At 64.6% G+C, this 15,738-nt stretch carries 12 protein-coding genes; all 12 read right to left on the bottom strand.

What is annotated here, in order from left to right:
• Positions 1-12: 12 nt before the first annotated feature.
• The 12 genes from ACFX5Q_RS03790 to murG all read right to left on the bottom strand — a co-directional run bounded on the left by ACFX5Q_RS03790 (position 13) and on the right by murG (position 15,737).
• The gene (locus ACFX5Q_RS03790) at positions 13-699 is read right to left on the bottom strand and encodes a DUF2461 domain-containing protein (protein ID WP_404275492.1); all 687 of its coding nucleotides are present in this window, start codon (positions 697-699) and stop codon (positions 13-15) included.
• A complete protein-coding gene (gene ligA, locus ACFX5Q_RS03785) occupies positions 699-2,906 on the bottom strand; it encodes an NAD-dependent DNA ligase LigA (RefSeq protein WP_404275491.1) in 2,208 nt (735 codons plus the stop codon). The genes ACFX5Q_RS03790 and ligA overlap by 1 nt, the downstream gene beginning before the upstream one ends.
• Positions 2,907-3,059: 153 nt before the next feature.
• Positions 3,060-4,733 (bottom strand): DNA repair protein RecN, encoded by a 1,674-nt coding sequence (gene recN / locus ACFX5Q_RS03780; protein WP_404275489.1) that lies wholly within the window; start codon positions 4,731-4,733, stop codon positions 3,060-3,062.
• The gene (locus ACFX5Q_RS03775; protein ID WP_404275487.1) at positions 4,733-5,602 is read right to left on the bottom strand and encodes an outer membrane protein assembly factor BamD; all 870 of its coding nucleotides are present in this window, start codon (positions 5,600-5,602) and stop codon (positions 4,733-4,735) included. Before ACFX5Q_RS03775 ends, recN begins: the two co-directional genes overlap by 1 nt.
• Before the next feature lie 217 nt (positions 5,603-5,819).
• Positions 5,820-6,770: a UDP-3-O-acyl-N-acetylglucosamine deacetylase gene (lpxC, locus tag ACFX5Q_RS03770; RefSeq protein WP_404275486.1), complete on the bottom strand. Its 951-nt coding sequence runs from the start codon at positions 6,768-6,770 to the stop codon at positions 5,820-5,822.
• Positions 6,771-7,051: 281 nt separating this feature from the next.
• Positions 7,052-8,710: a cell division protein FtsZ gene (gene ftsZ / locus ACFX5Q_RS03765; RefSeq protein WP_404275483.1), complete on the bottom strand. Its 1,659-nt coding sequence runs from the start codon at positions 8,708-8,710 to the stop codon at positions 7,052-7,054.
• A 67-nt stretch (positions 8,711-8,777) separates the two neighbouring features.
• The gene (gene ftsA / locus ACFX5Q_RS03760) at positions 8,778-10,085 is read right to left on the bottom strand and encodes a cell division protein FtsA (RefSeq protein ID WP_404275481.1); all 1,308 of its coding nucleotides are present in this window, start codon (positions 10,083-10,085) and stop codon (positions 8,778-8,780) included.
• Positions 10,082-11,023, bottom strand: a complete 942-nt coding sequence (locus ACFX5Q_RS03755; RefSeq protein ID WP_404275479.1) for a cell division protein FtsQ/DivIB — start codon at positions 11,021-11,023, stop codon at positions 10,082-10,084. Before ACFX5Q_RS03755 ends, ftsA begins: the two co-directional genes overlap by 4 nt.
• Positions 11,011-11,937, bottom strand: a complete 927-nt coding sequence (locus ACFX5Q_RS03750) for a D-alanine--D-alanine ligase (RefSeq protein ID WP_192180849.1) — start codon at positions 11,935-11,937, stop codon at positions 11,011-11,013. The genes ACFX5Q_RS03755 and ACFX5Q_RS03750 overlap by 13 nt, the downstream gene beginning before the upstream one ends.
• Before the next feature lie 310 nt (positions 11,938-12,247).
• Complete coding sequence (murB, locus tag ACFX5Q_RS03745) at positions 12,248-13,213, bottom strand: UDP-N-acetylmuramate dehydrogenase (RefSeq protein WP_404275476.1); 966 nt, start codon at positions 13,211-13,213, stop codon at positions 12,248-12,250.
• Positions 13,210-14,616, bottom strand: coding sequence for a UDP-N-acetylmuramate--L-alanine ligase (gene murC / locus ACFX5Q_RS03740; RefSeq protein WP_404275474.1), 1,407 nt, complete (start codon positions 14,614-14,616; stop codon positions 13,210-13,212). The genes murB and murC overlap by 4 nt, the downstream gene beginning before the upstream one ends.
• Entirely contained in the window at positions 14,613-15,737 is a 1,125-nt protein-coding gene (gene murG, locus ACFX5Q_RS03735) for an undecaprenyldiphospho-muramoylpentapeptide beta-N-acetylglucosaminyltransferase (protein WP_404275472.1), read from the bottom strand. The genes murC and murG overlap by 4 nt, the downstream gene beginning before the upstream one ends.
• Between the last annotated feature and the right edge of the window lies 1 nt (position 15,738).

Genomic DNA, 15,738 nt, shown 5'->3' with positions numbered 1-15,738 from the left:
CCGGGCGTGGTGTTATCCAGCCTTCCCCTGGATCGCCCTGCCCCAGTCGAGCAGCGGCTTGGCGCGAATGGTGAAATCGACGAGGTCGTCGACCAGGGCCGGCGTATGGATCGTTGCGGGATCGAAATTGTGCCGGACGGCGAAATGCCGGTTGCGGATCGCCTGGGCAAGGTCGGCGTCCGTGACATCCTCGAAACCGCGCGGCGCACGCTTCAGGCATCCCTCGGTGTCGAGTTCGAGACCAGCTTTCTTCAGCGCCGCCACCAGGGCGCGGAAGGCGACCGGCTTCGTCATGATGGCTTTGCGCATCGCCTGAAGCAGTTCCGAGCCCGGCTGCCACCAGGCAACGCCGGCAAAGCAGCGGTCGACCCCGATGTAAACGAAGAACACGCCCTGCTCCATCTTGGTGCCGTCGGGTGACAGGATCGCGGAAAGGTGCTGGTTGTAAGGCCGCTTGTCCTTGGAAAAACGCACATCGCGGTTGATCCGGAACAGCGATTTCTTGCGGTCGCCGCGCAGGCCGAGGCCCGCCGCCTGGAAACGTTCGGAGAGCGTTTCGACGAGATCGCAGAACGGCTCGTGCAGCTCGCTTTCGTAAAGCGCCCGGTTCTCCTGGAACCATTCCCGGCTCTGGTGGAAATCGAGAGCCTTCAGGAATGGAATGGCCTTCTGCCCGAACCCTTTGAACACGCCGGCCATCAGCCGCCCCTGCCGATCCGCTGCAACCAAGTGTCTTCGTCGATCACCTCGATGCCGAGATCGGTGGCAACCTTCAGCTTGGAGCCGGCGCCTGGCCCCGCCACCACCAGGTCGGTCTTCGCGGAAACCGAGCCCGCGACCTTGGCACCCAGACGTTCGGCCATCGCCTTGGCTTCGGAGCGCGTCACCTTTTCCAGCGTGCCGGTGAACACGATCGTCTTGCCGGCGACCTCGCCGCCGGCCGAGACATCCACAAGGTACGGCTTCGGCTTGACCTGCTTGAGCAGTGCATCAAGCACATCGTCGTTGCGTTCATTGCCGAAGAAATCGCGGAGCGCGCCGATCACCGTGTCGCCGATGCCGTTGATCGATGGGAAAACGCTGTGCGGATCGGCCGCCGCCGCGGTCTCCTTGCCGATGCGGATCAGCTCCTCGATGGTCGAGAAGGTCCGGGCAAGCACAGCGGCCGTCGTATCGCCGATGTGGCGGATGCCCAGCGCAAAGATGAAACGATCGAGCTCCGGCTCGCGGCGGGAGTCGATGGCTGCAAAAAGCTTGTCGAGGCCTTCATAGTTGCGGTCCTCGACACTGCGCACGTTCTTGCGCGTCTTGCCCGACGCGGCCTCGCGCTGCCTGGCCTGCTCCTCACGCCGCTCGGCCAGCGCCTTGGTGACGGCGGGACGGCGATCCTTGAGCGTGAAGATATCGGCGGCTGTCTTGATCAGTCCCGCGTTGAAGAAGGTGTCGATGTTCTCGGCGCCCAGCCCTTCTATGTCCAGGGCGCCGCGTGACACGAAGTGGCGCAATCCTTCCACCGCCTGCGCGGCGCAGATCAGTTCGCCGGTGCAGCGCCGGCGCGAATCCTCCTTGCCGGTCTTCTCGTTGATCTCGCGCGTCGCGGGCGAGCCGCAGATCGGACAGCTATGCGGGAATTCGTAAGGCGCGGCATCGGACGGACGCTTTTCGATGACGACGCTGACGATCTGCGGAATGACGTCCCCCGCCCGCTGGATCACGACCGTGTCACCTATGCGTATGTCGATGCCGTCGCGGATCGGCTGGCCGGTGTTGTCCAGACCCTTGATGTAGTCCTCATTGTGAAGCGTGACGTTTTCGACCACCACGCCGCCAACCGTGACGGGGGCAAGCCGTGCAACCGGCGCCAGCGTGCCGGTGCGGCCGACCTGGATGTCGATCTTCTGCACGGTCGTCATCGCCTGTTCGGCCGGAAATTTGTGAGCGACGGCCCAGCGCGGTTCGCCGGTGACAAAGCCCCATCTGCGCTGCAGCTCCAGCTGGTCGACCTTGTAGACGACGCCGTCTATGTCATAGCCGAGCGATGAGCGCTGCTCCTCGATCAGATGGTAGTGCGCGACCAGTTCCTCTACCGATTTCGCCCGCACCATCAGCGGACTGATCTTGAAGCCCCAATCAGCGAACTTTTGCACCGACTCATACTGGGTCGGTGCGGGATCCTCCGACGTATAACCCCAGGCATAGGCGAAGAATTTGAGGTTGCGGCTGGCGGTGACCGATGGATCCTTCTGACGCAGCGACCCGGCCGCCGTGTTGCGCGGATTGACATAGCCCTGACCGCCGGCCGCAGCCGAGCGTTGCTTCAGCGCCTCGAATTCCGCATAGGTCATGTAGACCTCGCCACGTATTTCGATCGTGTCAGGCCAGCCTGAGCCCTTCAGCGTCTTCGGGATGTCGGCGATCGTCTTGAGATTGGCGGTGATGTCCTCGCCGACGGCGCCGTCGCCGCGCGTTGCGCCCTGCACGAACACGCCGCCTTCATAACGCAGCGAAGCCGACAGCCCGTCGATCTTCGGTTCGGCCGTGAAGGCGATGTCCAGATCCTTGTCGCGGTCGAAGAACCGCCGGCCGCGTTCGATGAAGTCGGTGACGTCCTCGTCTGTGTACGCCTTTGCGAGGCTGAGCATCGGCACCGCATGGCGCACCTTGGCAAAGCCTTCCGCCGGCGGCGCGCCGACCCGGCGCGACGGCGAATCCTCGCGGACCAGGCCGGGGAACCGTTCCTCGATGGCAAGGTTGCGCCGCGCCAGCGCGTCATATTCCGCGTCCGAGATCGTCGGCGCATCCTCGGTATGGTAGCGCCGGTCGTGCTCGGCAATCTCCGCCGCCAGCCGCTCCAGCTCGCTGGCTGCCTCGCTTTCGCTGAGCGAATCGACAGGTTTTTCCGACATGCTTTTCTTCCCTGAACGTGGCGCGACACCTTAGAACAGGATTCTCCCATGAGGGAGAGACCAGGCATGGGAAAATCATTCCTGAACAGCGGGATGGAGCCATATCCTGACTCTGTCCGAAAGACAGTGCTTTCGGCGTCGGACAGCGTGCAGCTAAGCCGCGGCCGTATTCTCGCGCAGCAGCCGCTCGGCCGCGGCGCGGGCCTCGTCGGTGATGGTGGCGCCGGCCAGCATGCGTGCGATCTCCTCCTGGCGCGCCGCCCGGTCCATCTCGGCGATCCCCGTGGCAACCTTGTCGGTGCCGCCGGATTTGGAGATCAGGAAATGCGTCCCCGCGCGCGCCGCCACTTGCGGCGCATGGGTCACGGAAAGCACCTGAACGCGCGTCGACAGCCGCGCCAGCCGCTGGCCGATGGCGTCCGCCACGGCGCCGCCGACCCCGGTATCGATCTCGTCGAAGACCAGCGTCGGCGCCGAGCCGCGGTCGGCCAGCGCCACTTTCAGTGCCAGCAGGAAACGCGAAAGCTCGCCGCCGGAAGCAACCTTCATCATCGGCCCCGACCTCGTGCCGGGATTGGTGCGCACCCAGAACTCGACCTGGTCGATGCCCTCTTCCATCCGGCTTTCGGCGTCGCTGGTCATCGAAACGATGAACTCGGCCCGTTCGAGCTTCAGCGCCGGCAATTCAGCCATCACGGCTCTGGTGAGCCCTATCGCCGCAGCACGGCGAAGCGACGACAGCTGTGCGGCGGAAATATCGTAGGCCTCTCGTGCGGCGGCGGCCTGCTTCTCCAGTCCGTGCAGGCGCTCTTCACCGGCATCGAGATCGGCGAGGTCGGCGGCCATCGTGTCGCGCAATTGCGCCAGATCGTCGACCGCCACGCTGTGCTTGCGCGAGGCGGCGCGCAGCGCAAACAGCCGCTCTTCCGCCTTCTCCAGCCGCTGCGGGTCATACTCAGTGGCGCGCAGTGCTGCCTCGACACCCGACTGCGCTGCGTCAAGCGACAGCATTGCCTCGTCGAGCGAATTGACCACATCGTCGAGCAGACCGGGCGCTTCCGTAACCTTGCGCTGCAGCCGCCGCAAAAGGCTCGCCAGTTGGGGCAAGGGCGAGGATGGCCCCGACAGCACGTCCTGCGCATCATGGATTTCCGAGGCGATCTTCTCCGCCCGCATCATCGTGGCGCGCAGCTCCGCGAGCTGCGTCTCTTCGCCGGGTTGGGGATCGAGCTTCGCCAGCTCCGCTACCGAGGCGCGCAGATAGTCTGCTTCGCGTGCCGCCGCCTCGACCTTGGCGCGGTGTTTGGCAAAGTCCTGCTCGCAGCTTCGCCAGTACCGCCACGCCTCGCCTGTCGCGCGGGCAGCGCCGAGATGGCCGCCGAAACTGTCCAGCAAGTCGCGATGCGCGCCCGGATCGACCAGCGCCCGCTCGTCATGCTGGCCGTGGATCTCGACCAGCGCATGGCCGATGTCGCGCATCAGGGTGACGCTGGACGGCTGGTCATTGACGAAGACGCGCGTACGGCCATCGGCCGTCTGCACCCGGCGCAGGATGATGTCGCCGTCGTCCTCGATGGCGTTTTCGGCGAGCAGCGCCCGGGCCGGATGATTGCGCGGCACGTCGAACACCGCGATGACCTGGCCCTGTGCCGCGCCGTGGCGGACCAGCGAAGCGTCGCCGCGGGCGCCGAGCGCCAGCGACAACGCGTCAAGCAGGATGGATTTTCCGGCGCCGGTTTCGCCCGTCAGCACGGAGAGGCCGGGCAAGAAGTCGATGTCCAGCTTCTCGATCAGAACGATATCGCGGATCGACAGCCTGGAAAGCATCAGGCGCCGGTGATCAGCTTCCCGGCCTTGGAGATCCACGACCCGGCATTCTCACGCGGCTGAAGCCCGTTGCTCTGCAGGAGCTTGTAGGAATCCTTGTACCACTGGCTGTCGGGATAGTTGGTGCCTAGCACTGCCGCCGCGGTCTGCGCTTCCGACGTCAGCCCCATCGCATAGTAGCTCTCGGTCAGACGGGCCAACGCTTCCTCGACATGGCGGGTGTTGGAATAGTTCTCGACCACATTGCGGAACCGCTTGACGGCGGCGATGTATTCGCGGCGCTCGAGATAGTAGCGGCCGATCTGCATCTCCTTGCCGGCCAGCTGGTCGGTGGCGAAGCGGATCTTCTCCTTGGCGTCGTCGATATATTCGGACGTCGGCCAGCGCGTCACCAGATCCTGCATGGTCTGCACGGTCTGGCGCGCTTCCTTCTGATCCTGGGTGACGTCCTTGATCTGCCGGTAGTAGCTCAGGCCGATGATGTACTGCGCGTAAGCCGCATCGTCGGTCGACGGATAAAGCGTCAGATAGCGCTTGGCCGAGCCGATCGCCTCGTCATAATGGCCTGCGCGGTAATCGGCAAAGGCGCCCATCACCATCGATTTGCGGGCGAATTCCGAATAGGGATGCTGGCGGTCGACGGCGTCGAACTTCTTGCTCGCCTCGTCCAGACGGCCGGCGTTCAGATTGGCCAGGCCCTGATTGTACAGAACGTCGGCCGGTTCGGTCTGGTCGACATAGGTCGACAGGTCGACATCTTTCTCGGACGACATGCAGGCCGACAGGAAGAGCGATGGGACAACCACCGAAAGCGCCAGGAAAACAGCCCTATGCGGCGCTTTCGATTGACCAACTCGCTTGAAGAACATGATTGGATTCCGCCCTTTCGGCGTCATTTCAGTCGTCATTTCGGGTCTGGGGCAGCAGCCATAAACCATAACCGCCTTGCCCGGCAACGCTATCTCCGGCCAATCGCACATTTTTGTGGCGGTTTGGCGGTAGCCCCGTGATCGTATGATTTCACCAACCCGTGATGCATCCATGCAACACAGGCCGGCCGCCAGCAAGCCAGAAAATCGTTAAGAATCAGATCATCCAGGGCGCATAGACGGGCGCGCTGACGGCGCTCATCTCAGCGCTCCGACCGCGTTCGCGGCGTGTCGTCTCGACGATCTCGAACGCCGAACGGTCGGACAAAAGCCGCCGCAACGCCGCCGCATTCATCCTGTGGCCGCCGCGATAGGAGCGGAAGCAGCCGATGAAGCGGGCGCCGGCCAGCGCCAGGTCGCCCATTGCGTCCAGCGTCTTGTGGCGCGCGAACTCATTGGGATAGCGCAAGCCGCCCATGTTGATGACGCGGTTGTCGTCGCCGATCACCAGCGAGTTCTCCAGCGACGAGCCGAGCGCGTAGCCGGCCGCCCACAGCCGCTCGACATCCTTCATGAAACCGAAGGTGCGGGCGCGCGCGATGTCGCGGCGGAAAATGTCGGCATTGATGTCGGACGCGAACAGCTGGCGGCCAATCGCCGGGCTTTCGAAATCGATCTCGATCTCGAAGCGGGTGCCGTCATAGGGCCGGAATTCCGCCCAGGACGCCCCGTTCTCGATGCGAACCGGCTTGACCACCCTTATGTAGCGGCGCTTGACCGGCAGCGTCTCGACGCCGGCCTGGTCGAAGGCTTCCACGAACGCGATCGCGCTGCCGTCCAGGATCGGGACTTCGGGGCCGTCGATCTCGATGATGAGATTGTCGAGGCCAAGGCCGAAGACCGTGGCCATCAGGTGCTCGACGGTGCCGATGTGATGCTCGCCCGCCGGGTCACCCAGCATGGTGCAGAGATCGGTCGCGCCGACTTCGGAGACAAGGGCGCGGAACTCGCGGCTGTCGCCGCCATTTGTAAGCTGGAAGAGGATGCCGGTGTCGGCGTCCGCGGGCAGGAAATGAACGGTAACGGGCTTGCCGCTGTGAACGCCGGTACCCGTCAGCGTTGCACGCGATTTAAGTGTCGTCTGATAGTCTTGCAAGACAAACCCCATAAGCCCAAACTGCCATAGTCCGCTTCTTCAGCCCTGAGGGCGCGCGGCTCTTGAATTGATCGGCAGGCAGGGCCAACTCCCCGAATCCCGGCAAACCGAAGGTAATCCGGGCGAAGATAGTGGTCCGGCTGGGAGACTCCAAATCACGGTTTCTTTCCTGCTGTAACCGCGACCTGGAGCGAGACACCTCTCGTAACACTCTGTTTTACAACTTCTTTTTGCGTTAACAGGCAAACAATCGCTTGTCTGCCTGTTAACAATTGTTACGGACCGTTAACAGGTCAGTTGGCCTGGCGGCGCAGGAAAGCGGGAATCTCCAGCTGGTCGTCTTCCTGCACAGCCCGGCTCTGCGGCGTCAGCCGGCCCTGATCGTCCAGCTGCCCGCGACGCGGCGCGTAGAGCTGCGGATCCTGGCTGGCAAGACGGCGCACTTCCGGTGCCGCCTGGCGCAGTTTGGGTTCGCGCGGCTGCGCCGGCTGCAACCGTGCAGGCTCTTCCTCACGACGCGTCAGCCCGTTGGTCAGACGCTTGAGCAGACCCATCGGTCCGCCGTTCTCATGGTGGTCGGCCGGGCGGCTCTTGGCTTCCACTTCCGCCTTCACCACCGGCGGAAAGTCCTCGACGCGCGGCATGCGCTGCGGTGCGGCGGCGACCGGCTGCGGCATTTCCCGCAGCGGTGCGGGCTGCACGACCTGCTGCTGAACCACCGGCTGCGGCTGGGCAGGCGGCGCCTGGAAGATCTTGCTCTGCGGGCGGAACTCTTCCGCATGGGCAGCCGGACGCGGCTGCGCCATGGCGGCCGCATTGGCCTCGGCAAGCTGGATGGCCTCGGCAACCGGATCCACTGCGCGCGGCTCGTAGGCCGCCTGCTGGACAGGTGCCGGACGGCTTTCCGCGATCGCGGCTGCCGGGCGGCTGACCGGCTTTTGCGGCGCGGCGCGGATCGAGATCGGAGCCGCGGCGATTTCGGCCGCCGACTTGTCGATGCCGGTGGCGACCACAGAGACGCGGATCACGCCTTCGAGCTCTTCGTCGAACGTGGCGCCCAGGATGATGTTGGCGTCCTGGTCGACCTCTTCGCGGATGCGGGTCGCGGCCTCGTCGACCTCGAACAGCGTCAGGTCGCGGCCGCCGGTGATCGAGATCAGCAGGCCCTTGGCGCCCTTCATCGAGGTCTCGTCGAGCAGCGGGTTGGCGATCGCCGCCTCGGCGGCGGCCATGGCGCGCCCCTCGCCCGAAGCTTCGCCCGTGCCCATCATTGCCTTGCCCATCTCGCGCATCACCGAACGGACGTCGGCGAAGTCGAGATTGATCAGGCCTTCCTTGACCATCAGGTCGGTGATGCAGGCGACGCCGGAGTAGAGCACCTGGTCGGCCATGGCGAACGCATCGGCGAAGGTGGTCTTGTCATTGGCCAGCCGGAACAGGTTCTGGTTGGGGATGACGATCAGCGTATCGACGCATTTCTGCAGTTCCTCGATGCCCAGGTCGGCCGTCTTCATGCGGCGCTGGCCTTCGAAATGGAACGGCTTGGTGACGACGCCGACGGTGAGGATCCCCTTCTCACGCGCGGCCCGCGCCACCACCGGCGCAGCACCCGTGCCGGTGCCGCCGCCCATGCCGGCGGTGACGAAGCACATATGGGTGTTGGAGAGATGATCGATGATCTCGTCGATGCATTCCTCAGCCGCCGCGCGCCCGACTTCCGGCTGCGATCCGGCACCGAGCCCCTCGGTGACATGCGCGCCGAGCTGGATCAGCCGCTCAGCCTTCGACATGGTCAGTGCCTGGGCGTCCGTGTTGGCCACCACGAATTCGACACCGCGCAAGCCGGCGGTGATCATGTTGTTGACGGCATTGCCGCCGCCGCCGCCGACACCGAACACGGTGATGCGTGGCTTCAGCTCGGTGATGTCCGGCTTTTGCAGATTGATCGTCATTGTCTCCGTCCTTTGCCTTTCCCGCCGCTTCGCCGCTGCGGCCGCCTATGGGGCTGTCCCCGTCAATTTAGAAACTGTCTCTCAACCACTGACTCATGCGATGCAGTTTTCCGCCCGTTCCGGTCATCCTGAGACCGGAAATTCCTTTCGCCGGATGGCTCTCGAAGCTCGCCATCTGCGGATAGATCAGCAGCCCGACCGGGGTCGAGAATGCCGGCCCCTTGGCCGCTTCCGGCAGGCCCGCCACACCGAGCGGGCGGCCGATGCGCACATTGCGCCCGAGAATGCGGCGCGCCGCTTCCGGCAGGCCGGAAAGCTGGCTGGCGCCGCCGGTGAGCACGACACGCTTGCCGACGGCGTTGCCGTAGCCGGACTTGTTCAGCCGGTCGCGCAAAAGCTCGAGCGTTTCGTCGATGCGGGCGCGGATGATGCGCGTCATCATCGAGCGCGGCACCTGCAGCGGTATCTCGCCCTCTTCGCCGATCGGCTGGATCGAAACCAGGTCGCGGTCGTCGGCGCTGCCGGGCAACGCCGAGCCATGCATCACCTTGAGCCGCTCGGCCGCGTCGAGCGAGGTCGACAGGCCCTTGGCCATATCCAGCGTCACATGGTTGCCGCCGATGGCGATGGCGTCGCCATGGACGAACTTGCCTTCCGAGAACACCGAGATTGTCGTCGTGCCGCCCCCCATGTCGATGCAGGCCGCGCCCATTTCGAGCTCGTCGTCGACCAAGGCGGCAAGCCCGCTGGCATAGGGCGTCGCCACCATGCGCTCGACCGACAGATGCGAGCGGTTGATACAGAGCTCCAGATTGCGCAGCGGCGCCGCATCGCCGGTCAGCACATGCATGTCGACGCCGAGCGATTCACCGACCATGCCGCGCGGATCGCGCACGCCGCGCTCGGAATCCAGCGAGAAGCCGACGGGAAGCGAATGGATCACCTCGCGCTCGGCCTTGAGCGCCTGCTTGGCGCCGGCGGCCAGCACCCGCTTGATGTCGGCCTCGTCGGCCTGGTGGCCGCCAAGGTTGATGGTGGCCGAGTAGGCTTCGCTCTTTAGCCGGCCGGCCGTCATGTTGACGATCAGCGAATCCACCGTCAGCCCCGCCATGCGCTCGGCGGCGTCGACGGCGAGGCGGATGGCGTGCTCGGCGCGATCGAGATCGACGACGACGCCCGACTTCACGCCTTGCGATTTCTGGTGGCCGATGCCGATCACCTGGATGCGATGCGAGCGTCCGCGCAACAGCTTGCCGTCGTCGCGCGGCTTCAGCTTGGCCACCACGCAGCAAACCTTGCTCGAACCGACATCCAGCACCGTCAATGTGCCGGAGCGGCGCGAGGAGGCATCACCGTTGCCGCCAAGCCAGCTCATATCTTCGTCTCCGGCTTGCGCTTCAGCTTCTGCGGCTTTTCGTTCAGCGCCGCCTCGCGCTGCGTCGCCGCTTCCGGCGTCAACTGCACGACCAGGCGGTCGGACAAGCGCATGTCGACGGCGGCGATGTCGCGCGTCAAAAGCCCGTTGTCATGATCCATCCTGACCAGGTCGGCGATCGCCTGATCCTCACCATCCTCCGGCAGCTTGATCGTGATGCCGTTCTCGAGCTTCAGGTCCCAGCGCCGTTCGCCAATGCGGATATAGCCTTTGACCCGCGCCGCCAGCTCCGGATATTTCTTGATCTTGGCGAGAAAATCCGGGGCCTTAGCCGGCGCGCCGGTGCCGATGATCAGCGGCAGCAAGGCCTGCTTGCCACCAGAGAACGGCGCGATCACCTCGCCGGACCGCTCGATCACCGAAAGCGTATTGCCCTGCTGCCAGAGCGCGAAAGGCTCACGCTCCTCGACACGCACTTCCAGCGTATGCGGATAGACCTTGCGTACCGCGGCGACCTCGACCCAGGGCAGTGTCGCGATCCGCTCGCGCGCGGCTTCGGCGTCGAAGCCGATCAGCGAGGTCCAGCCGTCGAGCTGAAGCCGGTCCAGTATGTCGATCTCGGAGGTTTCGCGATTACCGACCACCTTGATCTGGTCGACGGCGAAGCCCGTGCGGGCAGTGATGCCCTGGACGATGCTGTCTGTGTAGCCGCCAAGATAGGAGCCATAGGCGCTACCCGATCCGATGAGGACCGCCGACAGGATGGCGGCGGAGAAAGGCGGCGCGGTGAACTCACCCTCGCCCAGGCGCGCAAGTACGCGCACCGGCCGGCGAAGCAGCCGCGGCAGCACGAAATGGTCGAAAGACAGCGGCACGCCGAACAGCGTCGGCCCAGCCGCGCCCGTCCCCTTGCCCTGGCCCCATTTCAACGCAGACACGAAGCGTCCTCCACCATCCAACTCAACAAATCGCCGAACGAATGTCCCGCATGCGCGGCGATTTCGGGCACCAGAGACGTCGGCGTCATGCCCGGCTGGGTGTTGACCTCGAGCCAGACAACCTCGCCGTTCTCGGAGTGACGGTCGTCGTAACGGAAGTCCGACCGGGAGACGCCCCGGCAACCGATAGCTTGGTGAGCCTTGAGCGCCAGTGTCTGTATTTTTTGGTAAATATTCGGTGAAATTTTAGCAGGGGTTTCGTGTTTTGATCCGCCCGCGACGTATTTTGAATCATAGTCGTAGAAGGAATGGCCGGTCGGGATGATCTCGCAGACGCCGAGCGCCACGTCACCCATCACCGCGCAGGTCAGCTCGCGCCCATGCACATAGCGCTCGACCATGACGGTATCGCCGTATTTCCATTCCGACGAGCCGATGACCTGCGGCGGATGCGACTGCCCCTCATGCACGATGACGACGCCGAAGCTCGATCCTTCATTGACCGGCTTGACCACATAGGGCGGCTTCATCGGATGCTTGTTCTGGATGGCGAAGCGGCTGGTCACCTTCGATTCCGCCACCGGAACGCCGACCGCCTTGGCGACCTTCTTGGCCAGCTCCTTGTTCATGGCAAGCGCCGAGGCGAGCACGCCGGAATGGGTGTAGGGAATGGCCAGATATTCGAGGATGCCCTGGATGGTACCATCCTCGCCGAATGGACCATGCAGCGCGTTGAAGACGACGTCAGGCTTGAGCTCAGCAAGCACGGCGCCGACATCGCGCGCGACATCGACGCGGGTGACCTGGTAACCTTCCTTCTCAAGCGCATCGGCACACGCTTTCCCCGAGGACAGAGACACGGGCCGCTCCGACGAGAATCCACCCAGGAGGACGGCCACATGCTTACTTTTCATTTCCCGTCATCCCCTCTCACGGCGGGTCCGCAACCAATGTTTCCGCAACATTGAGTCCGAGTCTCCCGGCAGGTTGCCCCCCAGACGGAAAACGCGGGTGACGCGTCGAACGACTCAAATCAGGAAACGCTTTAGGGCAGAGAATCAGAGAGTTGATTCGCTGGCAAGTGCTTATGAATCCGACAGATTCACTTTCCGCGAAAACAGCTACGAAAACTGTGTTGTGAGTCTTTGGAGCAACGGTCGCGCGGGTATTTCGGGCCGCATGAAGTTAATGCATCACATGAACTTCAGCGCGCGCTAATACGCCTTAAAGCAGCTGCCCGAGAAATTCCTGCACGGCATGGCCCTGCCGGAAATCGCCGAGGCGCTTGATTTCCCATTGCAGCCGGATGCCCGAATGTTCAAGCACCCGTGCCCGCACCGTCTCGCCGAGATATTCGAGGTCATAGCCGGTCGCGGTTCCCGTGTTGATCATGAAGTTGCAGTGCATCGGCGACATCTGCGCGCCGCCGATCATCAGCCCGCGGCAGCCGGCCTTGTCGATCTCCTTCCAGGCCGAAGTGCCCTCCGGATTCTTGAAGGTCGAGCCGCCGGTCTTCTCGCGGATCGGCTGCACCGTCTCGCGATGGTTCTGCACGGCATCCATCGCTGCCTTGATCTCAGCCTGGTCCTGCAAGGTTCCTTCGAAAGTCGCCGAAGTGAAGATCAGCCCCGAAGGCGCCGACGAATGGCGGTAGGCATAACCCATATCGGCATTGCTCAGCGTATGGACATTGCCCTTGCGGTCGAGCGCCCGCACCTCGACGACGCGCTCGCGTGTCTCGACGCCATTGGCGCCTGCGTTCATCCTGAGCGCGCCGCCTACGGCGCCGGGAATGCCGTGGTAGAAATGAAAGCCGCCAATGCCCGCCTCGTAGGCGACGGCCGCGACCCGCTTGTCCGGCGTCGCCGCACCCGCCTTGATAGACGTTGGCCCGATGACTTCAGCCTCGCCGAAGCCTTTCGCCGAAAGACGGACGACGATGCCGGCAATGCCGCCGTCGCGCACCAGGAGGTTCGAACCGACGCCGACCACCATCAGCGGTACGTCTTCGGGAACCGCCCGCAGGAATTCAGCGAGATCCTCCTCGTCGGCCGGCTGGAACAGGGCTTCAGCAAGCCCGCCGGCGCGGAACCAGGTGATCTTGTCCATTTCGGCATTGGGCGTGATGCGGCCGCGCAGGCGGGCAAGCCGGTCGCCAAGCTTGTCGATCAACGCCTGGCCGCGCATCATGAGATTGTCCCGCCAAGTTCCTTGGGCAACGTATAGGCCCATTGGGTGATATTGCCGGCGCCGAGGAAGACGACGAAGTCGCCCGGCTTGGCCAGATCGCGGATGATAGGCGCAATCGCGGCAGGGCCCTCGATGTAGCGCGCGTCGCGATGGCCGCCGGCGCGAATGCGCGACACCAGCGCGTCCGACGTCACGCCGTCGATCGGCTCCTCGCCCGCCGCATAGACGGGCGCCACCATGACCGTATCGGCATCGTTGAAGCAGACCGAGAATTCGTTGAACAGATCGTGCAGCCTGGTGAAGCGATGTGGCTGCGCAATGGCGATGACGCGGCCAGCGGTGGCGCTGCGTGCGGCCTTCAGCACCGCGGTGATCTCGACCGGGTGGTGGCCGTAGTCGTCGAATATGTCGACGCCATTCCACGAGCCGGTATGGGTGAAGCGCCGCTTGACGCCGGCGAAGGACGACAGGCCCTTCTTGATCGCCTCGGCCGACAGGCCGAGCTCATGCGCGACCGCGATCGCCGCCGTCGCGTTGGAAACATTGTGACGGCCGGGCATTGGCAGGCGCAGGCCTGATATCGTCATCTGGCCGCGGCCTTTGCGGTCGCGGATCACCACGTCGAACTCCGATATGGCGCCGGCCATGCGGTGGTTGGTGAAGCGAACGTCGGCCTGTGCGTTCTCGCCATAGGTGATGACGCGCCGGTCCTCGATGCTGCCGACCAGCGCCTGCACTTCCGGATGGTCGGTGCACATCACGCCGAAGCCGTAGAACGGCACGTTCTCGACGAACTGGCGAAACGCCTCGCGCACCTTGTCGAAACTGCCATAGTGGTCGAGATGTTCGGGATCGATATTGGTGACGACGGCAATCTCGGCCGGCAGCTTCAGGAAGGTGCCGTCGCTCTCGTCGGCCTCGACCACCATCCATTCGCCGTCACCCATGCGGGCGTTGGTACCGTACGCGTTGATGATGCCGCCATTGATCACTGTCGGGTCGAGCCCTCCGGCTTCGAGCAGCGTCGCCACCATCGAGGTCGTCGTCGTCTTGCCGTGGGTGCCGCCGATCGCCACCGCCTGGCGGAAGCGCATCAGTTCGGCCAGCATCTCGGCCCGCCGCACGACAGGCAGCAGCTTCTCGCGCGCCGCCTTCAGCTCCGGGTTGGATTTCTTGATCGCGGTCGAGACGACCACCACTTCGGCGTCGCCGAGGTTTTCTTCCCTGTGGCCGACGAAGCACTCGATGCCCTTGTCGCGCAGCCGCTGCACATTGGCGCTGTCTGCCTGATCGGAGCCCTGCACCCTGTAGCCGAGATTATGCAGCACCTCGGCGATGCCGCTCATGCCGATGCCGCCAATGCCGATGAAATGCACAAGGCCGATCGTCTGCGGCATCTTCATGCGTGCGTCTCCTTCCTGAAATCCGAAACGGTTTTCCTGGACGCAATAGCCTCTGTCAGATCGGCGAGCAACCGCGCCGCGTCCGGTTTTCCGGCCGATCTGGCGGCCGCGGCCATGGCCGTCAGCCTGTCGGGGTCGTCCATCAACCCGCCGATCAATGCCGCGATGCGCTCGGGCGAAAGCGTGGATTGAGGATGCACCTCGGCCCCGCCCGCCGCGGCGAGCGCTGCGGCATTGGCCGCCTGGTCGTGGTCGAGCGCGTGCGGATAGGGCACCAGCAGCGCCGGCCTGCCGATGACGGCGATTTCCGAGACCGTGGAGGCCCCCGAGCGTGACATCACCAGATGTGCCGCCGCCATCCGCGCCGCCATGTCGGTGAAGAAGGGCAAGACCTGCGCGTCGACGCCGAGAGCAGCGTAGGCCGACTTGACCCGCGCCACGTCCTCCGCGCGCGCCTGCTGGGTTATCACCAGGCGTTTGCGCTGAGGCTCCGTCAGCAACGCGATGGCCGCCGGCACCGCATCGGAGAAGAACTGCGCGCCCTGGCTGCCGCCGAACACCAGCAGCCGGAACGGCTGGTCCTCTGCCGAGGCCGCGTAGGGCGTCTTTGCCGCCTCCAGCACTTGCGGCCTGACCGGGTTGCCCGTGGTCACCGTCTTGGCGCCCGCGGCACTTTCATCCTCAGGCAGGAAGCCGCCGGCGATGGCGTCGACACGGGCTGCCAGCGCCCGGTTGGCGCGGCCCATCACCGCGTTCTGCTCGTGGATCAGCGTCGGAACCTTGCGCCTGGTCGCCGCATAGAGCGGCGGCAGCGTCGGATAGCCGCCAAAGCCGACGACGGCTTCCGGCTTGAACCGGGCGATGATGCCGGAAGCCTGCCGCACCCCACGCCAGATCTTCCAGAAGGCACCGATGACCGCGACGGGATTCTTCGATCCCAGGGTCGCCGATTGGATCGGATGGACGGCGCCTGGAAAATGGCTGGAAAACCGCTCGACACGGTGGTCGGTGGCCAGATGCACCGCCCAGCCGCGCTCGCTCAGCTCATGCGCCAACGCCTCGGCCGGGAACAGATGTCCGCCCGTGCCGCCAGCCGCCAGAAGGATCACACCCCTCGACATC

It is taken from the genome of Mesorhizobium sp. IMUNJ 23033, assembly GCF_044778005.1.
Lineage (GTDB): Bacteria > Pseudomonadota > Alphaproteobacteria > Rhizobiales > Rhizobiaceae > Mesorhizobium > Mesorhizobium amorphae_A.
The sequence above is the reverse complement of the archived record's forward strand: the minus strand, read 5'-3'. Positions and strand labels throughout refer to the sequence as shown.